Here is a 22,486-nt window from a genome sequence, read left to right as displayed (position 1 = left end):
CATTAAGAATTATAGACGTATTTTGTGATTCTTTCTTTAAAAAAGATGGATAGTTCGTTTAGGACTTTACTCCAGTTTCTATATCGAGCTGTCCATCTTTTTGTTGCATCTATTGTTGCTAAATATAATATTTTTAATAATGCATCATCATTTGGAAAAGATGTTTTATTTTTAGTCACTTTTCTATATTGCCTATTCAATGATTCTATTACATTTGTTGTGTACATTATTTTTCTTACTTCATCACCATAATCAAAATATGGAGATATTGTTTCCCAATGTTTTTCCCAGCTTTCTAATGCCAATTTGTATTTTGTCCATTTGTTTTCTTTTAAATCTTGTAGGTTTGAATAAGCTATATCTTTATTGGGTGCTTTATATACTTTTTTTAAATCATTTACAAGTTCTTTTCTATCTTTGTAATTAACATATTTTAATGTATTTCTTATTTGATGTATTATACATCTTTGTACTACAGTATCAGGAAATGCTGCTTTAATTGCTTGTGGGAATCCTGTTAATCCATCTACTGAAGCTATTAATATATCTTTAACTCCTCTATTTTTTAAATCATTTAATACTCTTAACCAGAATTTTGATGATTCTATTTCACCTATATATATACCAAGAACTTCTTTAAATCCATCAATATTTACACCTATTACAACATATGCAGTCTTTTTAATTATCTCACCATCATCTTTTACTTTAAATACTATTCCATCCATGAAAACAAAAGTGTATATCTCTTCTAATGGTCTGCTTTGCCATTCTCTAATTTCTGGTAATATCTTATTAGTAATTTTACTTATCATTTCAGCTGATAATTCTACACCATATATATCTTCAACATTCCTAACTATATCTTTCGTACTTAATCCCAAACCATACATTCCTATTATTCTACTTTCAATATCTGAAATATCTCTTTTATATTTTGGTATTATTTTCGGTTCATATTCACCCTTTCTATCTCTGGGTATTTTCAATTCCATCTCACCCATGCTTGATCTTACCTTTTTTGAGCTGTATCCATTTCTGGAGTTATCCGTTTCTTTATTTTCCTTATCGTATTTCTCATATCCTAATTCATCTTCTAATTCCGCTTCTAACATTTCTTGTATTATTGGTCCCATCAATTCTTTTATCTTGTCATATACGTCTTTCATTGTGTTTACTTCAGGATCTCTTGCTATTAACTTTGCTAATTTTTCAATGTTACTTTCTTCTTTTTTCTTTCTCTTTGCCATTTAAAATACCCCCTTCTTGGTTTTATTTTACCATACCAAGAAGAGGGTTACCTATTTTTTCTACTTTTTATTTACACAAAATTTTTTATGGTCTCACGAAATTTGACGAAGAATTAGCGAAAAACTCCATTTTTTCTTTTAACCTATATGACTCACCTTTGATAGATATAATATGAGAATGATGCAATAATCTATCTAATATTGCTTGGGCTAACATAGGTGTTCCAAATATTTCACCCCATTCTGAAAAAGGCATATTTGTTGTTATTATTGTGCTGTGTTTTTCGTATCTTTTTGATATTAATTGGAAGAATATATTAGATGCATCTGTATCAATTGGTAAATATCCTATTTCATCAATTATTAATACTTTGTATTTTGCAAAATGTTTTAGTCTAGTTTCCAATCTATTTTCTTTGTGAGCTTTTTTCAGTTGTGACATTAAATCCTGAAAATGAATAAAATATGTAGAATATCTATGTTTTGCACATTCTATTCCTAGGGAGACGGCAAGATGTGTCTTGCCAACTCCTGGTGTTCCTACAAATAATATATTTTCATTATTTTCTACAAATCTTAAACTTTTTAAGTCTAGTATTTCTTGTTTATTTATTCCTGGTTGAAATTCAAAATCAAAATCTTCTATTCCTTTTAGAAATGGAAAATTTGCTACTTTTACACATGCATTCATTGCTCTTTTTTCTTTAGCTTTTACTTCTAATTCGCTTAATTCATATAATGCATCTATTACGCTTTTTTCTCCCATGTTTATTAAATCTAAATATTTATCTATATTATTTTTTATATTCAACAAATTTAATTCATCTAAATTATTTTGTAGTTTTATATAGTTATTCATTATTACCTCCTACAAAAAGTTATCTAATTTTTTTAGATTGTTTGTGCAGAATTCATTTAAGTCATCGTTATTTTTTATATGTTTTGACATTAAGGTTTTATAATGATCATTTAAATAGTTTATTTTCTTACCTGTTATTTTATGGACTGTTATTAATTCTGTGTTATAATATATATATAGGTCATTGCCGTTAGTTTTTAAACTAACAGTTTTGCCTATATATTTTGGCGGTACGGAGTATTTGTTCCCTCTGTAGTGTATCAGAGAATCTTTTTGGACTTTTACTGTGGTGGTTGAGACTATATATGATTCGATGATAAATCTACTTGGTGAAGGGGATAAATACTCCTTCTCTTTTTCTAACAACAATAATGGCGGCATGTTTGTTGATTGATTTACTTGCTTATTAGCCTTATTATTGATATTTCTAATAATTTCCTTTAATTCTTCTTCATTTTCGAAATCATAATCATATGCTAATACCCAATTTATGAACTTATTTGCTGCTTCTACTTTTCCTTTAGTATATGAATGTCTTGGCTTACATAATTTGATTTTAAATTTAAAATCTTTTGCAAATGCTTTCATTTTATTATTTATTCTTCTACCATTTTCTGTTATATCTACTACTGTTCTCATATTATCAAATAATATTTCTTGTGGAACTCCACCTGTTGCTTTAAATGAATTTATTAAACATTCAAATACATCTTGTTGTGTTTTACTTCTTCTATATTCAAAATAACAATATCTCGAATATCCAAGTTTATAATTAAATACATTAAACTCATATTCTTCTCCGCTCTTTGAATGTAATTTTATATTTTCTTTCCAATCTACTTGCGCTTGCACACCTGGTAATGTTTCAAATCTTGGATGTCCCTTTATATTTTTCTTTGGCATCAACTCCTTTCTTTTTACATATTTCCTAAAATTAGAATATGTCCCTATTTTATCACCTTCCTCATCTTTTAATCTTTCATATACTGCTTTTATTGTAATTCCTCTAATTGAAAGTAACATCGTTATTTTTTCTAAATATTTATCTAACTTACTTGGTTTATTTCTAGTTTTTGGTTTCCCTTCATATCCTTCCCAATATTTTTTTATTGTCCTTCTATCAAATCCATATATTCTACTTAACTCTGAAAAGTTTGGTTTCATTCCCATCATCCTTATTATTTCTAAATGTTTTTTCATTTTCTCCATTTTGGCATTCGCCCTTCAACTGAGAGAATACCATTATTTCTTTTTTATTTTACCATTTACAATTTAACTACGAATACTTGTGTAAATGGGGAGATTTATGATAAAATTATAGTGTAATAAAATAAAAGTTTTAAAAATTTTAATCAATAATAAAAAGGTTAGAAATTCGACCTTTTGAAAAAAGAAAGAATTATAGAAATAGCAGAAAATTTGTTTGATATAAATAAGTTGAAGAAATTCTTATTTGCGTAAGATTCATAATTATTTGGAGGAAAAGAAAATGAAAATAAAAAAATTAAAGGTTAAAAATTTTAAAAGTTTTAATGAATTAGAAGTTGAACTCAAAAATTTTAATGTATTAATAGGTGCGAATGCAGCTGGAAAATCCAATTTCATTCATATTTTTGAATTTTTGAGAGATATCGCAAAGTTAGGATTAGATAACGCTATTTCTATACAAGGTGATGTTGAATATATTAGAAATATAAATATTGGCTCAGCTGAAAATTTGTCTATAGAATCTGTATTTTCTTTTGATGAAGATAGAATTTTTCTTGAGAAGGTTAAAGATGAATTTTTTTTAATAAAAATTCATGAAATATTTTATGAATTTGAATTAGAGTTCTATAAAAGAAGTTCAAAATATAAAATTATAAAAGATAAATTGGTTCAAAAACTTAAAATTTTTAAATCTGAAGAAAAGAGCAAAAAACTGAAAGAAGATAATTTTCTTGGTGAGGGAAAACTCATTATATCAAGAGAAAATAATGGTAAAATAAAAATACACCTTGAAAGTCCTGATAATGTTCCCATAAAAGAAGATAGTATATATCCTCAATTTTTTATAAAAGAAAAGCTGTCTAATAATATTCTTTTGATAAATACTCCTTATTTTATTATTCCATTTCCTTTAATAGAAGTTTTTAGCGATATTTCTATTTATGATTTTGATCCAAAACTACCAAAAAAAGCTATTCCAATTACAGGAAAAGCTGAATTAGAGGAAGATGGAAGTAATTTATCAATTATTCTCAATAATATTATAAAAAATACGAATAAGAAAAAGAAACTTTTTAATCTTGTAAAAGACATTTTGCCATTTATATCTAATCTTGATGTAGAAAAATTAGCAGACAAATCTTTGCTTTTTAAATTAGAAGAGAAATATTTTAAGAATAATTATATACCAGCATCTTTAATCTCTGATGGAACTATAAATATAATAGCTTTAATTATAACCTTATATTTTGAGAAAAAAAATCTAACTATTATTGAAGAACCAGAACGTAATATTCATCCTTATCTTATTTCAAAAATGGTAGAAATGATGGAAGACGCATCACAAAAGAAGCAAATTATTGTTACAACGCATAATCCAGAAATAGTAAAATATACAAATTTGGATAACATTTTATTAGTTTCTCGTGATGATAAGGGGTTTTCTACAATTTCCAGACCAGCAGATAAAGAAGAAGTGAAAATATTTTTAGAAAACGAAATAGGAATTGAAGAATTATTTATTCAGAATTTACTCAGGGGGTAGATTATGAGTTTTAAACAATTATATATTTTTGTTGAAGGAGAGGATGATGAAAGATTTTTTGACAAGATAATAAGATTTAAATTATCCAGCAAATATAATTCGATAAATATTATAAAATATGCAAAAATGAAAAAAGATAAGGTTAATAATTTTATTATTAGTATAAAAAAAATGAATGCAGATTATATTTTTGCTCATGATATTGATAATACAGTCTCTACAACAAGTAAAAAAAGTGAAATAAAGCATATGTTGAAAAATATTGATGAAGATAAAATATTTATAGTTATAAAAGAAATTGAAAGTTGGTATCTTGCTGGCTTGAATAATGAAAAATGCCAAATGTTGAAAATTCCCATAATTAAAAATACCGATGAAATTACGAAAGAATCATTTAATAGTATAATACCTGATAACTTTGATTCACGTATAGCTTTTATGATTGAAATTTTAAAAAATTTTTCTATTAAAGTTGCAATTCAAAAAAACAAATCGTTTAAATATTTTATTGATCAAATGAATATAATAGCTGATTAAATATACTGGAAAAATAAAACAATTGATTTCTTTGGATTTTAAAAATAACAATATGGTTTCTAATTAATTAAAGCGAAAATTATGAAAATAGATATACAAACTGTAACCGGGCTTAAGCCCGGTTATTTTTTACTGAATTAACTCAAAAAATTCATAAACATCAAAAGAAATCCTTACTTCATCCCTTTTTTTCTACAAGCATTGATGATTGTAGTAATTATATTTTCTTGTATGACAATAGCTGATATATGATTGATAAATTTTGTTATTGAAGGGTAATGTAGAGTTTTTTTATTGTGAAAAAGTTAAATTTTAATTTATCAAATGATATATTAATTAAAGTTAAAAAATAGTTAAAATTAGTTTATGATATAAACTGAATTAATTTTGTGATAAAATTAGTATGGAGATATTAATATGAAAATAAAGAAAAATTTAAAATCAAAAAACTTTTAATTGAAGAATATGAGAGTTTTTTTGGTGTAGTATTTTATATAAAAATTGTGTGATTTTAGTTTATCTAATTAAAATTAATTTTATTTTTGGAGACAAAAGAACATATAAAATAACAGTTTTAAAAATAATAACTATTTTAAGAAAGTATGTATGAGCAGTTAATATACGAAATAGCTAAACAATATTTTGGGAGGTGGAATATATGGAATTAACATTTTATGACAACGAAGGTAGAGCAGTTGCGTATACAGAAGATGGGCTACACATTTATCTTTTTGATGGAACATCTGTTGCTTATATTGAAGGTAACTCAATTTATACGTATTCTGGGAAACATTTGGGTTGGCTTGAAGATGGTTGGGTTATGGAACATTCAGGTAAATGTGTTTTCTTTACTGAAACTTCATCAGCATATGGTCCGATCAAACCTATAAAACACATAAAGCCTATCAAGAACATAAAACAAATAAATCCAATAAAAAGTATAAAAGAGATCCAACCTTTTAAACCTGTTAGACAACTATTATGGTCAGACTTTTCTGGAGAAGAATTCTTTTATCAATAATATATTTGGAACGTTATGTATAATGTTTTCCAATGAAAGGAGCAGATATGTTTATGAATAAAGGACATAGAAATAAAGAAATAGAAAAGTTTTTATATGAGTTAGATGCAATATCAGGGAAAATATCAGAATATGAAATATCGCAAAAAATTAAAAGTTTTATAAAAAATGAGTTTGAAAAAGATCCTCCAGAAATTTTAATTTGGGAACAAATAGCTTTTGATTTGATAGAGAATTGCACTGATGATAAAACGTGTTGGGGCACTTATTTTGGACCTTTTTCTGTTTGGTCAAATGAAAAAGGAGACATGTTTGAATATCCAAGCATCCAGAAATTAAGCTCTGAAATCATCATCTATTGGGAAAAAAGAGCTAAAGAATCTAAACATCCAATTCTTAGAGCGCGATATTCTAATTTAGTATGGGATTTTTCTTCTAAAATTACAGGGAAAAAGCCTGATTATTCAATTGCTCAGATTTTCCTGAGTTTGACACTACTTTTGTAACTCAAATTCTCAAAAAGAGAAATAATAAGAAAAACAGCGATTGTTAACTTTTTGTAAAAAGAGAAATTAGCCACACACCTCCCTCTTTTTAGCTATTCATGCGTATTTTAGAAGTATTTTCCTTTAAATTCATCTAAATCCATCATTTTTTTAGGTTTTTCTATTTCTAATATTTTTAATATTGATTTTTGAAATTCATTTAAATTGGCTCTTAATGCAAATAATTTGTCTTTTAATCTTACTTCTGAATATTCCATATTTTTAATAGTCTCTCTAATTTTTTCATGTGAATAATCAATGTTATTTTTTTCTAGTTCTAATTCTAATGTTCTTTGCATTATGTAAGATATGAAACTCATTACTATATGACCTTTTATTCTTTTAGGAGTCCAATGAAATATAGGTCTTGTTTCTAGATAATTTTTTAATGTTCTAAATGTTTCTTCTACTTTCCATAATGTATGATACTGTTCTAATATTTGTTTTGGATTTAATTTAGTATTTGTCATTATTCCATAATATCCATCGTATTTTTCATCATTTTTTATTTTTTCATTATCTAATATATAATTCTGTTTATTTTCTTCTTTTAAATATTTTTTAGCTCCTCTTTTATTCATTGAATCTACATTATTATTTTCAAGCATTTTCTTTGCTTTTTCAATTAATCTAAGTCTATCTGCTCTATCTTTTTTAGCTCTTTCTTCTGAATATATTATGAGTAATCTATTATTATCGTATTGAACTTCTCTATATTTTATTCCTTTTGCTATTTCTATGAATTCTCCATCAAATATATTTACTTTTTTTAATTGTTTAATTGATTTACCTACTATGAATTCATAATTGGAATTTTCTACTACTTCTATATTTTTTTTACTCATCATTCCTCTATCTGATACTACTATTACTTTTCCTAATTGATATTCTTTTTTCATTGTTTCAACTGCATCTTTAAATGTATGTCCTTCAAATGTATTACCTGGATATATATCAAAACTCACTGGCATTTTATCTTGATCTATTGACATACCTAATACTATTTGTGATTCATTAAATTTCTTATCTTTTGAATATCCCATTTGTAATATCTCATTTGTTTGTTGTGTTTCAAAGGCTAATGTAGTTACATCGTAAAATACTAAATCTACTGTTGTATTAAACAAACTTATTCTTTGATTATACAAATGTTTTTCTATACCTTCTTTATTTTCTGCTAATACATCTAATGTTCTATACAACCAATGCAACATAACTTCATCTTTTTCTAATTCTTTTCCTTCACTAACTTCTACTGGTGTATATCCTAAATATTCTAAATTATTAAATATTCCTAATTTACTCCTCGGTTCTATTATTCTATTCATTACCATTATTTTTAACATCTCTTCTACATCATATGTTGTATTCATCTTCTCAAAATATCTTTTCATTTCATATCTGTCAAATATCTTATTTACTATTAATCGTATTCCGTAATTCTTTCTTGCTATTTCTTCCATTAAATCATCATCTATTTTTTCGTATCCTTCTATTTCAAATATCCTTAACAAACTATCTACAAGTTTAATTATATCTTTTTTAGTGTAATTATCAACATTTCCAAAATTTACCACTGTCTTTTGTTTAACCTTCTTACCTTCTCTTACACTTTCCATTATCCTTAAATATCTCTTACCTTTAACTTTTGATATTTTAGGATACATTATAATCATCCCCTTTTAGTGGTTGTCATATATATTATACCACTAAAAGAAGCTAAATAACAATATGTATAGTTAATTATATGTAACAAAAGTTAGCCACACATTTTTTCGACTTCCTGAAAAATACGCACCTCAAACCCGCATTCTACCGTCCTATTTACCCAAAAATCGCCATTTTTGTGTCAAAGTCAGGAGCGCGATATTCTAATTTAGTATGGGATTTTTCTTCTAAAATTACAGGGAAAAAGCCTGATTATTCAATTGCTCAGATTTTTGTAGATAGTGTTGTAGAAATTATGGAAAAAGATTTACATAAATATACTGTAGATGTAATAAAAAATAAAACCAAGCGAGTTTTATCTATAGCATTAAGTATTAAGGATAAGGAACGAATAGAGAAATTAATAGATACAATTATTAATTATGAAGAAAAAATAGCAGAAGATGATAAGCCAGGTTTATGGGGATTTTCATATGAGTTACTTGTTAAAAATAAAAATATAAAACTAAGTAAAGATAAAAAACAAGTGATTATTGACAGATTAGAAGAGAGGTTTAAAAGATTATTGATGAAAAATGATTATTGGGCAGCTAAGAGAGCAGTAGTTTTATTAGTAGATTATTATTCCAGGTATCAAAAGAAAGAAAAAGTAAAAGAGGTATTAATTCAACTTGAGAAGGTAATTCAAAAACAGTCAGAACAAATTTCATTTTTTGTTAAAAGCTCTTTGTTGGAGGAAATATATCATTTTTATACTAAATATGGGTTAAAAGAAGCAGCAGATAGAATTTCTACTGAAATTAAAGAAATTGGTAAAAATGTAGTATCTGAATTAAAGACAATAGAAGCTTCCATAAAAATTTCAAATGAAGAAATTAAAAAATTCATTGACAATATAATAGTTAATGATTTAAGAAATTCTTTGAAAAATGTTGCTTTATATTATATTCCTAAAAAAGAAGAAATTAAAACGCAATTAAGAGAATTATCTCAAGAAGCACCTCTTACATATTTATTTAGCAGAAAAATTATAGATAGAGAAGGGCGTGTAATTTGTTCAGTAGGCTCATTAGAAAAAGATATGAATGGACATATAATTCTTCAAATTTCGCAAAATTTGAGAATTGATGCATTTCTTTTAAATGAAACAATAAATACATTAATAAAAAAATTTAATTTAGATGTTAAAAAGATTGTTGATTATTTTTATGAATCACCAATTTTCGATGAAAAAAGAAAAGAATTTTTAATTCAAGGAATAGAGGCATATTTAAATAAAGAATTTATAAAAGCTTTACATATTTTGATTCCACAAATTGAAGCAATAATTAGAAATTTAGCAGAATTAACCGGAATCCCTGTTTTAAAGATTTCTCGTTCTGGTGGATTTAATTATAAAACATTGGATGAACTATTAAGAGAAAATAGAGTAATTGACATTTTAACAGAGGATATGTCTTTGTATTTAAGAGTATTACTTACTGATCCAAGAGGGTGGAATCTTCGTAACAATATGTGTCACGGTATAAGCAATGTAGAAGATTTTAATCAAATTTCTGCTGATAGAGTATTTCATGCACTTTTATGTTTAGCTTTGGTAAAAGAAAAAAAATGATTTTAATAATTTTATATTTAGTATTCATAAATTATTTTTATATGCAATAGCAAGTTTTATAAAATCAAAAATTTCATTATACTGTTATGTTTTTAAATGCAAAAATATGTTTCTCATGATTATAATTTATAGGTATATTATGAAACATTTACTATTTTTAACCAATATATACAGGCATTTAAAAGAAGAAAAAGAGGACTTTAAAGCTTAAATGTTTATTTGAAATAGAATCAATTAATGGTTTAAATTTAAAACAATCAAAAGGAAAATTCTTAATTGGAAGAAAAAGATGGTATAAAAATTCATATATGTATTATAAAAACTAATTTTGAAAGTCCCTCTAAAATCAAATAGATAAAACCGGGGGAGAGCCGGTTTTATCTATTAACAAAGTATTAAAAATAATAATATGAGTGAAATTAGTCAATTCCACCTGTACTTTTTTATGATTATTTTTCATAAACAGTATTACCGTGGAAAATAGTTTTTTTGATTTCAAGATTTCTGTTTAGAAGGATGAGATTGGCAATATATCCTTCTTTTATTCTTCCTTCATTTTTAATACTTAGATTTTGAATAGCATTATAGGAAGAAACTTTTGCCAGTTCTTTTAATGAACATTGCGTAATATCATAAAAGTTCCTAACCCCATCATCAAAGGTTAATGTGCTTCCAGCTATTGTTCCATCTTCTAATGTCGCTTTTTTATTCTTAACTATAATCTTTAATCCACCAAGAGAATATTCACCATCTTCCAAATTTGTTGCAGAAATGGAATCTGTAATTAATATAATATCTTCAATATTTTTTATTCTATAAACCAATTTTATAAACTCTGACGAAGAATGAATTTTATCCACAATCATTTCTAATTTAAAATTCTCAAGTAATCCTGCACCAACACCACCAATTGATCTATGATGCAATGACGTTATAGCATTTGGAAAATGAGTAATTCTATTTATATTTTTTTCTAATGCTTTTTTAAACAATTTATAATTTGCATTTGAATGACCTAAAGAAATAATCACACCATTTTCTTTTAAATAATCAATAACTTCAAAGAAATTTTCCACTTCAGGTGCCATTGTTATTAGTTTTACATTTTCATTTATTATTTCCTTTAAATCACCTAATTTTGGAGAATATATATATGCTCCGTTTTGTGCCCCTTTTTTTCTTTGTTTATATAAGGACCTTCTAAATGTATTCCAGAAATAGAAAGTATAGATTGAAAATTATTTACTATTTCTTTTAATTGTTTTTTTGATGCAGATACTGTTGTTGGATAAAATTTTGTTACACCATGAGAAAAGTTCAATTCTGACCATTTTTTTAAATCTTCTTTAGTTGCATTCATAAAATCTACACCCATATATCCATGAGTATGCGTATCAACAAATCCTGGCATCAAAATATAATCATAATAATTATTATCTTTTTTAATGATTTGTTTAATAATATTATTTTCTATAATAATATCTCCAATATATTCACCATCAATAGGATCCACTATAAGAATATTTTTAATTTCCATTAATTATACACCTCTTTAATTTTTTTAATCTAAAATAACAGATTTAGTTAAATTTCTTGGTTGATCAGGATCATATCCTTCAATTAGTGCTTTTTTATATCCAAGATATTGCGGAAGTATCATTCTTAATGGTGTTTCATATCCATTGTTATATGGTATATCTATGTCTTTTCCTTTGCCTATTAGTATAACTTCTGCTTCCATGTTTTTTAGTTCTTCTGCTAATTTTGCTTCTTTTTTTGTATCTTTTGAGTTTATTACTACTAGTGTATGTTCATTTAATATTGATTTTGGTCCATGTCTGTATTCTAATGGCTCATGATATTCTACATTTTGTATCGCCATTTCTTGTATTTTTAATGCCCCTTCTTTTGATATTCCATATTCTTCTTCATATCCTAGAAATACATAGTGATTATATTTTTTTAGGTCTATTGTATCTATTTGTTCTTTTATTTTTGATAATACTGTTTCTGCATCTTTTATTATATCTATTTTTTTTATTCCATTTAGTAAGAAATTGAGTATATATACAAATGATCCTGTCATTACTACACTTTCTTCATTTGCAAATTCAAATATATATGTTTCATCACATACTTTTGTTAATGTTGTATCTGCTGTACATGTTATACCTATTGTTTTTATTTTTCTTTTTTTGAAGTTTTCTACCGCTTTTACTGTTTCTGTCGATTCTCCTGTTCTTGATATAAATATTCCTATGTCTGTTTGTGGTACTTTATCAAATACTATTACTTCACCACCTGATATTACATTTGATTTATACCCATTTTTATTTAGCATTTTTGTTGTTATTAACCCTAAATTATATGATGATCCACATCCGATAAATGTATATTTTTTATCTTTGTCATATGTTATTTTATATTCTTTCCCTTTTTTTAATAATTCTGGTATCCTATTTATTTCTTTTATCGTGTATTTACCTCTCATCCTTTCACCTTCTTAAAAAATACAATTTTTATTTTAATATCTCTAATGCTTCATAAAGAAATGTTGTTTTTTCAAGAACTTGTTCGCATTCTTCTTTTGTCTTTCCAGATAATATCATTAAAACTGCTAATTTAACATTATAATCAGCTTTTTTTAGATATTTCTCTGCTCTATTAAAATCAACTCCAGTTATATCAGAAATCATTTTTATTGCTCTTTTTTCCAATTTTTTATTTAAAATTTGAACATCAACCATATAATTCCCATATGTTTTACCCATTTTAATCATTGTTGTTGTGCTAATCATATTCAACACAATCTTTTGTGAAGTCCCTGCTTTCATTCTTGTACTACCTGTAATAACTTCAGGACCCGTTCTAAGAGAAATTGTTATATCTGCAAAATTTATTTCTGGATCTTTCACATTACAAATAAGTACTGTTTTACAACCTATTTCTTTTGATTTTTCCAAAATTCCTTTTACATATGGAGTTCTTCCACTTGCTGTAATACCAATAACTGTATCATTTTCATTTGGTTTTTTTGAAAGAAAATTTTTAATTCCTTCTTTAATATCATCCTCCACTGTTTCAAGTGATCTAAAAAATGCTTCTTCTCCTCCAGCAAGCAATGGTAAAAAAGTTCCTTCTTTTACACCAAATGTTGGAACTGTTTCCACTGCATCAACTACTGCAACCCTTCCACTAGTCCCTGCACCACAATATATAATTCTCCCATTATTTTTTAGAGAATTTATACAAAATCCCACAACTTCTTTTATTTTTTCCAGATTTTCTGCTACTGCTACTGGTATAATAGCATCTTCTTTATTTATTAAACGTAGAATTTCTATAATTTCTAAATTATCAATATTTTTAGTTTTCGGATTTGATAATTCTGTTTCTATTTTATCTAACATATTTTCACCTCTGATCATTGATAAATTAAGGTAAAGATAATTTACCTAAAACGCATTCTTTTTTCGCTCCAGTAACGTTAATTATATTAGAATTAATACCGTTTAAAAATTCATTAGCTAAAATTGCCATTGCTATTGCTTCTTTAGATTCAATATATTTATGAATTTCAACATTATAACCAAATGATTTTATATCTTCTATTAAAATAGGATTGTATGCTCCACCACCAGAAATTATTAAATTATCAGTAGGGGGTACATGCAACTTTAAATTTTCATGTATTGTATATGCTGTAAAATAAGTAAGTGTTCTTATTAAGTCATACGGATTATAATCGAGCAAATCACATATATAATCTTTATTATATACTTCTCTTCCAGTTGTTTTTGGGGGTTTTTTATTTATATAATTTGATTCTTTCAAAATTAATTTTTCAAGTATTTCCTTATTAATTTTTCCTTTTTTAGATAAATTCCCATTTTCATCATATAGTTTATTAAAAAACATATTAGCTACAGTATCTATAAGACAGTTTCCAGGGCCTGTATCAAAAGCTATGATTTCTTCTTTATTTTCAGCTAAATATGTGATATTTGATATTCCACCAATATTCAAGGTAGCTGTTTTCTCTTTTTCTTTAAAATAAATCCAATCAAAATAAGAGGTAATCGGAGCACCTTCGCCACCTAAAGCAACATCTTTTGTTCTAAATGAATAAATTACTGGAACATTTAATTCAACTGCCAATACATCAGATTCTCCTATTTGCAATGTATATCCTTCATTTGGATTATGATAAACTGTTTGCCCATGATATCCTACTACATCAAAATCCCAATTTAATTCTTTTATTATTTCTGAATGTTTTTTAGCAATATAGAAATTTAAATATGCAATATCTCTTACCGTAGATTTCTCTGGATTATATGAATTAATTATTTTTTCTTTAAAATCTAAAGAATATGGAATGGAATCAAATTTTAAAAGTTCGAATTTAATATTTCTACCTTTACCAGATATCTTCACAAGAGCTATATCTAATCCATCAGCTGAAGTTCCAGACATTAACCCCAAAATTTTTCTTTCTTTTTTATTCAAAATATTAAAAAATTTATTCCACATTCAATAAACCTCCAAAAATAACATTATGTAATAGTATTCTTGTCCTTTTTATTTTTTCAATACTATTTCCAAATCTTTCATAATATGTTCTATTTGTAAGGAATATAACAAATAAATTTTGATAACTCCATATACTCGTCCCTGTAAAACCTGTATGTCCATAAGCATTCTCATGCGTATATAATATATCTCCAGCACTACCACCATATGTGGGTGCCATCCAACCTAAATGTTTTCTTGTATTATCAATGTTTATAGTTGTATTTGTAAATAAATTAAAAATTGTTTTAGGAACTATTTCACCAATTGCTAACTTTGATAGTAATAAATATATAGAATTTGCATTACCAAATAATCCAGCGTTTCCACTAATTCCACCTAAATAATAGGCTAACTCATCGTCTACTTCACCCAATAGTCTTTTATTATCTCTAATTGAAGTAGGAGCTATTTTAAATTTCTCTTTTTTATTTGGATTAAAAACTAAATTCTCTATACCATAATCTTTATATAAAGACTCTATATATTCTTCAAAATTTTTATTAGTAATTTTTTCTATTATATATTTAAGGATTATGAAATTAATACAAGAATAAACTATTTCATAATTTGCAGGTTTTTCCGGTTTTATTTTTAAAATTTCATTATATAATTTTTCTCCATTATATTGTTTCCATAATTCACTATATGCCGGAATTCCAGATGTATGAGTTAGTAAATTAAATATGGTAATATCTTTTTTATCATCTTTGAATCCAAAATTTTCTAATGTGTCATTTAAATGTATATATCCATCAGAAAATAATTTCATTATTGCAGTTGTAGTTGCCAAAACTTTAGTTAAACTCGCCAAATCATACATTGTATCCATAGTCACCTGGTTTTTTTCATCTATAGTCCCATATGATTTTGAATATATTATTTTATCAGTAGTTCCTACTAACAATACCCCGCCAGGATAAACCTTTTCTTTTATTCCGTGATTAATAATTCTATCAACATTATTCCATATATTATTTTCCATGAACTCACCTTCTAAATATCATTCTTAATAATTATATAAATATTCTAAAATTTTATTTTCAAAACTTTTCGCATCAACTTTTCCTTTTAAATAATTATTTTCAAATATTGAAAACACAATAATTTTTCCATTTTTATTCTTTAAAAAACCCGCTATACCTGAAACTCCTGTTAATGTTCCTGTTTTTGCCCAAACATCAAAATTAAATCTACCATTTATTGTTCCATCAGCTTTTGAATATGAAAGAATATCTATAAATTTATCTCCATATTTTTTATACATAAACTCTAAGACTTTTACAACTAGATCTGGGGAAATAAGATTATATCTTGATAAACCAGGGCCATCTACTATCGTAAAATCATTTATACCATAATCAAAATATTTTTTTGTCAAATTTATTAAAGCTGCTATAGAATTATTAATTTTTCCTTTTTTGAGGAATCTTGCTCCTACAGTTCTAAAAACATGTTCAGCAATTTCATTATCGCTATTTTTAATCATATATTTTAAGATTTCATATAAACTTTTAGATTTATGAACATAAAAAGGAATTTTTTTAGAAGAAATATATTTTAGTTTCAATGTGCCATTAACCTTGATATTTTGATTTTCAAGTTCATTTTTTATCACATTAAACATATATTCTTCAATTGCATCTGTAGATAAATTATTAGGTCGAATATTTTTAATAGTAAATGCGTTAATAAAAGGATTCGCATCATCCCACATCCAACCTTTTCCAAAAAATTCTTTTTTGTCAAATAATCTATCATCTATAACAATGTTATTTATTTCTATCACATTATATTTATCTTTAAAATACTTTATAACATTCTGTATATCAGCAGGATAAATTGTAGGATCTCCACTGCCTTTTATAGCAAAATCTCCATTTTCATAATAAAATTTCGTTTCATATTCATAATCTGGTCCTAAAATTTCATATGCTGAAAATAATGTCATTAACTTGGTAATAGAAGCTGGAGTAAAATTACGCGTAGCATTTATAGAAATTAGAACATTATCATTATCAAATTCTTTAGCATAAACCCCTACAAAACCATCAAAATTATCAATTAAAGATTTTATATTATCCGCATAAGAAAATATCCCAATAATAATAAACATTAAAATAAGCAATTTTTTCATTCTTTAACTGCACCTCCAACAAGTCCTGATATAATTTGCTTTTGAAAAGCTAAAAAAACTATAATAACTGGTATTGTGGCAATACTTGAACCAGCCATTAAATGTACATAATCAACACCTTGAAGTGTATTAAAATAAGCAATACCAATTGGCAATGTTCTCATATTATCTGTATTAGTAAATATCAATGGATATAAAAATGAATTCCATGTTGTCAAAAAAGTATTAATTCCTAAAACGGCTATAGCTGGTCTCGATATTGGCATTAATATTCTAAATAATATATTAATATCGCTTGCACCATCTATTTTCGCCGCTTCATCTAATGATATTGGTAATCCATCAAAATATTGTTTCATCAAAAATATTCCAAAACCTTGAACAGCAAAGGGTAAAATAAGTGCCCAATAAGTATTGTACATACCCAATCTTTTTATTAGGATAAATAATGGTATCATCAGCACTTGTGGCGGTATCATCATTGTTCCTAAAATTATCATTAAAATTAAATTAGCACCTTTAAATTTTTTTCTAGATAATGCAAAAGCTACAATAGAATCTAATATTATATTTAATATAGTAACGGAAATTGTAACTATAACGCTATTTAAAAAATATCTATTAAAGTTAGAACTTTTCCATACATCAACATAATTTTGAAGTGTTACTTTATCTGGTATTAAACTTTTCCAGGTTGGAAGTATATTACCCTGTGCTTTTATAGAGGTAGATAACATAATATACAGGGGAAAAAGAGTAGTAAACACTAAAAATATTAATAATGTATATGCTAAAAATCTATTAATTTTATATCTATAATCTTTTTTTATTATCATTAAAATCACCTCTTATCCTTAACTATAAGCTTTTGAATAATAGTAAAAAACAAAATAATCAAGAACAATATATATGCCATCGCAGAAGCATATCCCATTTTCATTTTATGAAACCCTGTTTCATAAAGATAATATACAACGGTTGTCGTGGATCTCAAAGGCCCACCTTGAGTCATTACATATACTTCAATAAATATTTGAAATGATCGAATAGTGTTTATAACTAATACAAACAATAACATAGGTGAAATTAACGGAAATGTTATTTTTCTAAACAACGTAAACCCTTTAGCACCATCAATTGCTGCTGCTTCATATATTTGTTCATCAATTGATTGTAAACCAGCTAAAAATAATATAGTATAATATCCAAAACTTGCCCATACATCCATTAGCATTATCGCGTACAAAGCATATTTAGGATCTGCCAAAACTCCTCTTCCAAACTTTATATCTGCTCCGAAAAATTTTATTAATGCTGTTAAATAACCATTCGGAGAATATAAAAAAGAAAAAATACTAGCAATAACAACCATCGATGTTACAACAGGCATAAAATAACTGGATTGAAAAAATTGCTTTTTCCTTATATTTAAATTACTTACCAATATATTTGCAATAAATAAGGATAGCATAGTTGTTATCGGAACTGTAATTATGACAAACAAAATTGTATTCTTTAATGCAGTCATAAAAACCGCATCATGTAATATTTTTTCATAATTTCTTAAACCAATAAATCTGGGAGGCTTATTACGTATAGGATTATATCTTGTAAAAGATAAATATAACGAATAAATAATAGGATATAACTTAAATACTATAAATGATGTAAGCCATGGGGAAATTAATAACAATATTTTGATATTTTCTTTTAATCCTCTTTTTTTCATCTTGCCACCTCAATTTTTAAATTTTATAAGTTTTACAAAAAATTTCTTTATAGTAATAAAACTTTCTGTAAAACTTATAAGCAAATTATTATAAAAGGTGAGGGAGTGCCCTCACCTCGTTTACTTAATTATCACCATATTCTTCTTCATATTCTTCTAAAATATCATTAATTTCACTTGCAGCTTCTTTCATAGCTTCTTCTGCATTTATTGTTCCATTATAAACCTCTGTAATGTATTGTGTTAAAACTTCTTGAATATCTACCCATTTTGGATGTGCTGGTGGTGTTTTAGTAAATTGTAATTGCTTGATTATAACATCAAATCCAGGTTGTTCTTTGTAAAATTTATCATCTTTAACACTTTTATCTGCTGGAACCAATGTAGGAATTTTTGAAGATATTGCCATAGAACCTTTTTTAGAAACAATATATCTTGCTAATTTTTCTGCTGCTTCTGGATATTTCGTATTTGCAGGTATTACTATAACTTCTGCACCACCGAATTGTATAGGTTTTGACCATAATTTATTTGGTCTTACAAATAACGAATAACCAAAGTTTAAATCTGGTGCATCTTTTTTAAATTTATTTATCTTACCTATATCATCTAATATTATTCCAACTTTTCCTTGCATAAATGCTTGCCTTACATTTAAATTAGAATCTATCATTGAAAAGTGTGTTAAACTTTGTACATACTTTAATGCGTTTATAAATTCAGTAGAATCCACTGCTGACTTTTTCCAGTCATCACTTAATACTTTCCCACCATTTGACCATGCAAAAGGTAAGAATGTTTGCCATGTTGTATACCCTCCTACCTTTATACCAAATCCATAAATATCATCACCAAGAGCTGATATTTTTTTAGCAGCATCATACAATTCATCCCATGTTCTTGGAGGTAATTCCGGATCTAATCCAGCTTTTTTAAATAATTCTTTGTTATAAAATAATATTCTAGTTTGACAATACCCATGGATATCCATAATATTTTCCTTTGTAAATAACAGGATCCCACATATTGTATTGATCTACCATATCTGATACATTAACCTCTTTTAATGCACCATCTGCTGCAAATTGAGAAACCCATGTTGAACCTAATTCAAGAACATCTGGAGTATCTCCTGCAGCAAAGGCTGTAACTATCTTATTAAAACCATCTGACCATGTTAAACGCTCAATTTGTACGTCTATATCTGGATTTTCCTTCATGAAATCCTCTATCATTGGGCCAATCCATTTATCAGACCAGAAATTCCAAAACTTTAATGTAACCTTAGCTTGAGCAAATGTTGCCAAAACCAATACCAATACAAACAAAAATACTAACTTTTTCATACATATACCCCCTTCTCATTTTAAAATGCTATTTCCATTTAATAGCTTTTTATTATATAAATAATCAAAAAGTGCTTTTGAAAAATACTCATTCCAATCATATGTCATAATATAGGATTTAACGTAATTTTTGTTTTTCATGAACATATAATCATATGGAGATTGTATAGCAACTACTAAATTATTCTTATTTTGCTTAACTAACAAATCAGCCAACTGAGAAACATATTTATTTCTTACAGCATCTATCGTAAAAACAATAACTCCATCATATTCCTTGGCTTTTTCTATATAATGTTTATATCTATATGGAGATGATTTAATATTATATTTTTTTATTTTGTACTCAATACCATTCTCTTCAAAATATTTAGTTATATATTCATTTAGATAAGCTCTCTCCTGAACTCTAGTAAAATTTAATGATGTCGGAAAAAACATTAAATATTTCTTACCCTTTTCTACTTTAAAATCACCTTTATATATTGCTATCCCCTTACTAATCTCTTTCTCTAATTCATCTACAGATACATCAAAATTCTTAACTTTTAAATTCTCATATTTCAGTTTTAAACTTAGTATCTTTTCTAATGATTCATCGATTATTTTTTCATCAATCTTCCCACTTTTAACTTCACTAATAATATAATCAATTACTCTTTTTTGAATTTCTATATCTTTCCAAATAATAAACATATTAACTCCTGCTAATAAACTTTCTTCTACAACTTTACATATGTCTTGATCTTTTGATACTGCTCCCATTAAAAGATCATCGCTAATAATAACTCCATTAAAATTTAAATCATTTCTTAAATAAGATATTATTTTTTTAGATAATGTTGCCGGTTTATTATCCCAAAAAGGCAAAAGTATATGTGCTGTCATTATCGCTGGAATTCCACTTTTTATTGCTTCTTTAAATGGGTATATATCTACCTTTTCATATTGTTCTTTAGATTTATTGATTATCGGAAGATTTTTATGAGAATCAACTTCTGTATCGCCGTGTCCTGGAAAATGCTTCCCAACAGGAATTACTCCACCATTTAATAATCCTCTAAAATAATCTATACCATTTTGCGCAACAACTTTTTCATTATTCCAAAAAGATCTCACTCCTATAATTGGATTATATGGATTTGAATTAACATCTAATACTGGAGAAAAATTCATATTAATTCCTAATTCTCTCAATGACTTTCCAGAAAGATAACCAACTTTATAAGTTAAATCTGGATTATTTAAAGAACCTAAAACCATCATATTTGGTGGAACAAATATATCTCTAATTCTTGCAACCATTCCTCCTTCTTGATCAATTGCTATGAATGGGGGAATTTTTTTGCTCCTTAATTTTATATCTTCTATTAATTTTTTTACTTGATTTTTATTTTCAACATTTCTAGAAAAAAGAATAAAATTATTTGCCCCATAGTTTATCAATTCTTCAATATTTTCATTATATTTCGTTCCATTAAAGCCAAAAAGAAATAATTCTCCTACCTTATCTCTTAATGTCATATTACTTATAAATTCTGTAATTGTTATAACCCCCATTATAATAAGTTTAAAACTATTATCCATGTTACTTTGCCTCTAATGATATTCTTAATTTAAAATTATCTTTTCTATATTTTGACTCAACATACTCAAAAGGAATATTTTCATGACTACTGGTTAATCGTATAATAGATAAAACACAATCATTTTCTTTAATATCTAAAATCTTTGATGTCTCTTTATTTGCATATACAATTTCAATTTCTTCCTTAGCATAAGTTGGATAAATTTGAAATTCATTTTTTAAAATATCATATAATGAAAGTTTTTCCATATCTTTTTCTTTAATTTCCATAAGTTCAGGATATGCAGAAATATTAAGGTAAGCATTTTCTACAGCACGAGGAATATCGTTTTCATATCTTATTCTTGAAAGAAGCAAAACCTTTTGATTTTTCTTTAATCCAAACATTTCTACTATTTTTGGATCTGGTAATATAAAATTATTAAATAACACTTTTGATCTTGTTTCTTTTTCTATACTTCTCATTTCTTCATTAAATCCTTTTAAAAATGTCAAATCTGAAATGTGTTTTTTTTCTGATACAAAAGTGCCTTTACCCTGAATTCTATATATAATTCCTTCACTTATTAATTCTTTCATTGCATTTCTAACAGTCAGTCTGCTAACCCCATATTGTTTTGCAAGTTCATCCTCAGTTGGCAAAGAGCTATGTGCAGGTAATTTTTCACTTTCAATATAATTTTTTAATTGTTCCTTAATCTGATAATACAAAGGTATAGGACTATCTCTGTCTATTTTATTTATTTTATTCACAATTTCCCCTCCAGTTGTTATGTTGTATATTTGTATATACAAATATACAATTCTATTATATACCTTTAAAATAGAAAGTCAAATGTAAAATCTTATTAATTTTTTTAACACATT

The 22,486-nt window shown here is 26.1% G+C and carries 20 protein-coding genes and 1 pseudogene; 5 read left to right on the top strand and 16 right to left on the bottom strand.

Annotation, left to right across the window (positions count from 1 at the left end):
• Positions 1–2: 2 nt before the first annotated feature.
• The 3 genes from ACZ5CK_RS00410 to istA form a co-directional block, all read right to left on the bottom strand.
• Complete coding sequence (locus ACZ5CK_RS00410; protein WP_464581024.1) at positions 3–1,250, bottom strand: IS256 family transposase; 1,248 nt, start codon at positions 1,248–1,250, stop codon at positions 3–5.
• 85 nt (positions 1,251–1,335) lie between these two features.
• Positions 1,336–2,109 (bottom strand): IS21-like element helper ATPase IstB, encoded by a 774-nt coding sequence (gene istB, locus ACZ5CK_RS00405; RefSeq protein ID WP_464581932.1) that lies wholly within the window; start codon positions 2,107–2,109, stop codon positions 1,336–1,338.
• Positions 2,110–2,118: 9 nt separating this feature from the next.
• Positions 2,119–3,318 (bottom strand): IS21 family transposase, encoded by a 1,200-nt coding sequence (gene istA / locus ACZ5CK_RS00400; protein WP_464581931.1) that lies wholly within the window; start codon positions 3,316–3,318, stop codon positions 2,119–2,121.
• A gap of 280 nt (positions 3,319–3,598) precedes the next feature.
• Between istA and ACZ5CK_RS00395 the strand changes: the two genes are divergently transcribed.
• From ACZ5CK_RS00395 to ACZ5CK_RS00380, 4 genes are all read left to right on the top strand, one after another.
• Entirely contained in the window at positions 3,599–4,861 is a 1,263-nt protein-coding gene (locus ACZ5CK_RS00395; RefSeq protein WP_464581930.1) for an AAA family ATPase, read from the top strand.
• Between the two features lie 3 nt (positions 4,862–4,864).
• On the top strand, positions 4,865–5,398 hold the full coding sequence (locus tag ACZ5CK_RS00390; protein WP_464581929.1) for a hypothetical protein: 534 nt from the start codon (positions 4,865–4,867) through the stop codon (positions 5,396–5,398).
• 658 nt (positions 5,399–6,056) lie between these two features.
• Entirely contained in the window at positions 6,057–6,419 is a 363-nt protein-coding gene (locus ACZ5CK_RS00385) for a 4-fold beta flower protein (protein ID WP_464581928.1), read from the top strand.
• Positions 6,420–6,472: 53 nt separating this feature from the next.
• The gene (locus ACZ5CK_RS00380) at positions 6,473–6,925 is read left to right on the top strand and encodes a hypothetical protein (protein WP_464581927.1); all 453 of its coding nucleotides are present in this window, start codon (positions 6,473–6,475) and stop codon (positions 6,923–6,925) included.
• Between the two features lie 107 nt (positions 6,926–7,032).
• On the opposite strand, the gene ACZ5CK_RS00375 is transcribed toward ACZ5CK_RS00380, so the two are convergent.
• Positions 7,033–8,631, bottom strand: coding sequence for an IS1634 family transposase (locus tag ACZ5CK_RS00375; protein WP_464581211.1), 1,599 nt, complete (start codon positions 8,629–8,631; stop codon positions 7,033–7,035).
• 179 nt (positions 8,632–8,810) lie between these two features.
• Here ACZ5CK_RS00375 and ACZ5CK_RS00370 point away from each other — a divergent pair, with 179 nt between their 5' ends.
• Positions 8,811–10,247: a DUF4209 domain-containing protein gene (locus ACZ5CK_RS00370; protein ID WP_464581926.1), complete on the top strand. Its 1,437-nt coding sequence runs from the start codon at positions 8,811–8,813 to the stop codon at positions 10,245–10,247.
• A gap of 449 nt (positions 10,248–10,696) precedes the next feature.
• Here the strand turns inward: ACZ5CK_RS00370 and ACZ5CK_RS00365 are convergent, their stop codons facing one another.
• The 12 genes and pseudogenes from ACZ5CK_RS00365 to ACZ5CK_RS00310 form a co-directional block, all read right to left on the bottom strand.
• Positions 10,697–11,323, bottom strand: coding sequence for an amidohydrolase family protein (locus ACZ5CK_RS00365; RefSeq protein ID WP_464581925.1), 627 nt, complete (start codon positions 11,321–11,323; stop codon positions 10,697–10,699).
• Between the two features lie 56 nt (positions 11,324–11,379).
• On the bottom strand, positions 11,380–11,784 hold the full coding sequence (locus tag ACZ5CK_RS00360; RefSeq protein WP_464581924.1) for an amidohydrolase family protein: 405 nt from the start codon (positions 11,782–11,784) through the stop codon (positions 11,380–11,382).
• 24 nt (positions 11,785–11,808) lie between these two features.
• A complete protein-coding gene (locus tag ACZ5CK_RS00355; RefSeq protein ID WP_464581923.1) occupies positions 11,809–12,738 on the bottom strand; it encodes an SIS domain-containing protein in 930 nt (309 codons plus the stop codon).
• A gap of 28 nt (positions 12,739–12,766) precedes the next feature.
• A complete protein-coding gene (gene murQ, locus ACZ5CK_RS00350; protein ID WP_464581922.1) occupies positions 12,767–13,657 on the bottom strand; it encodes an N-acetylmuramic acid 6-phosphate etherase in 891 nt (296 codons plus the stop codon).
• A 25-nt stretch (positions 13,658–13,682) separates the two neighbouring features.
• Positions 13,683–14,780, bottom strand: a complete 1,098-nt coding sequence (locus tag ACZ5CK_RS00345) for an anhydro-N-acetylmuramic acid kinase (RefSeq protein WP_464581921.1) — start codon at positions 14,778–14,780, stop codon at positions 13,683–13,685.
• Positions 14,770–15,804: a serine hydrolase domain-containing protein gene (locus ACZ5CK_RS00340; protein ID WP_464581920.1), complete on the bottom strand. Its 1,035-nt coding sequence runs from the start codon at positions 15,802–15,804 to the stop codon at positions 14,770–14,772. Before ACZ5CK_RS00340 ends, ACZ5CK_RS00345 begins: the two co-directional genes overlap by 11 nt.
• A 24-nt stretch (positions 15,805–15,828) precedes the next feature.
• A complete protein-coding gene (locus ACZ5CK_RS00335; protein WP_464581919.1) occupies positions 15,829–16,956 on the bottom strand; it encodes a D-alanyl-D-alanine carboxypeptidase/D-alanyl-D-alanine-endopeptidase in 1,128 nt (375 codons plus the stop codon).
• On the bottom strand, positions 16,953–17,792 hold the full coding sequence (locus ACZ5CK_RS00330; RefSeq protein ID WP_464581918.1) for a carbohydrate ABC transporter permease: 840 nt from the start codon (positions 17,790–17,792) through the stop codon (positions 16,953–16,955). Before ACZ5CK_RS00330 ends, ACZ5CK_RS00335 begins: the two co-directional genes overlap by 4 nt.
• A 5-nt stretch (positions 17,793–17,797) precedes the next feature.
• Positions 17,798–18,685 carry a carbohydrate ABC transporter permease gene (locus ACZ5CK_RS00325; protein ID WP_464581917.1) on the bottom strand — a complete coding sequence of 296 codons (888 nt, stop codon included), beginning with the start codon at positions 18,683–18,685 and terminating at the stop codon, positions 17,798–17,800.
• A 124-nt stretch (positions 18,686–18,809) separates the two neighbouring features.
• Positions 18,810–19,905, bottom strand: a pseudogene (locus ACZ5CK_RS00320) (sugar ABC transporter substrate-binding protein).
• A gap of 141 nt (positions 19,906–20,046) precedes the next feature.
• A complete protein-coding gene (gene nagZ / locus ACZ5CK_RS00315; RefSeq protein ID WP_464581916.1) occupies positions 20,047–21,618 on the bottom strand; it encodes a beta-N-acetylhexosaminidase in 1,572 nt (523 codons plus the stop codon).
• A 1-nt stretch (position 21,619) separates the two neighbouring features.
• The gene (locus ACZ5CK_RS00310) at positions 21,620–22,372 is read right to left on the bottom strand and encodes a GntR family transcriptional regulator (protein ID WP_464581915.1); all 753 of its coding nucleotides are present in this window, start codon (positions 22,370–22,372) and stop codon (positions 21,620–21,622) included.
• Positions 22,373–22,486 lie beyond the last annotated feature (114 nt).

It is taken from the genome of Marinitoga okinawensis (assembly GCF_055387075.1).
This window is presented reverse-complemented; position numbering and strand designations above follow the sequence as displayed.

Bases quoted from the DNA above. Each gene is read 5' to 3' on its own strand.
- ACZ5CK_RS00330 (WP_464581918.1), bottom strand. From the start codon at position 17,792: ATGATAATAAAAAAAGATTATAGATATAAAATTAATAGATTTTTAGCA.
- istA (WP_464581931.1), bottom strand. From the start codon at position 3,318: ATGGAGAAAATGAAAAAACATTTAGAAATAATAAGGATGATGGGAATG.
- ACZ5CK_RS00380 (WP_464581927.1), top strand. From the start codon at position 6,473: ATGAATAAAGGACATAGAAATAAAGAAATAGAAAAGTTTTTATATGAG.
- nagZ (WP_464581916.1), bottom strand. From the start codon at position 21,618: ATGGATAATAGTTTTAAACTTATTATAATGGGGGTTATAACAATTACA.
- ACZ5CK_RS00360 (WP_464581924.1), bottom strand. From the start codon at position 11,784: ATGGAAATTAAAAATATTCTTATAGTGGATCCTATTGATGGTGAATAT.
- ACZ5CK_RS00340 (WP_464581920.1), bottom strand. From the start codon at position 15,804: ATGGAAAATAATATATGGAATAATGTTGATAGAATTATTAATCACGGA.
- ACZ5CK_RS00410 (WP_464581024.1), bottom strand. From the start codon at position 1,250: ATGGCAAAGAGAAAGAAAAAAGAAGAAAGTAACATTGAAAAATTAGCA.
- ACZ5CK_RS00335 (WP_464581919.1), bottom strand. From the start codon at position 16,956: ATGAAAAAATTGCTTATTTTAATGTTTATTATTATTGGGATATTTTCT.
- ACZ5CK_RS00325 (WP_464581917.1), bottom strand. From the start codon at position 18,685: ATGAAAAAAAGAGGATTAAAAGAAAATATCAAAATATTGTTATTAATT.
- ACZ5CK_RS00355 (WP_464581923.1), bottom strand. From the start codon at position 12,738: ATGAGAGGTAAATACACGATAAAAGAAATAAATAGGATACCAGAATTA.
- ACZ5CK_RS00385 (WP_464581928.1), top strand. From the start codon at position 6,057: ATGGAATTAACATTTTATGACAACGAAGGTAGAGCAGTTGCGTATACA.
- ACZ5CK_RS00395 (WP_464581930.1), top strand. From the start codon at position 3,599: ATGAAAATAAAAAAATTAAAGGTTAAAAATTTTAAAAGTTTTAATGAA.
- ACZ5CK_RS00345 (WP_464581921.1), bottom strand. From the start codon at position 14,780: ATGTGGAATAAATTTTTTAATATTTTGAATAAAAAAGAAAGAAAAATT.
- istB (WP_464581932.1), bottom strand. From the start codon at position 2,109: ATGAATAACTATATAAAACTACAAAATAATTTAGATGAATTAAATTTG.
- ACZ5CK_RS00390 (WP_464581929.1), top strand. From the start codon at position 4,865: ATGAGTTTTAAACAATTATATATTTTTGTTGAAGGAGAGGATGATGAA.
- murQ (WP_464581922.1), bottom strand. From the start codon at position 13,657: ATGTTAGATAAAATAGAAACAGAATTATCAAATCCGAAAACTAAAAAT.
- ACZ5CK_RS00375 (WP_464581211.1), bottom strand. From the start codon at position 8,631: ATGTATCCTAAAATATCAAAAGTTAAAGGTAAGAGATATTTAAGGATA.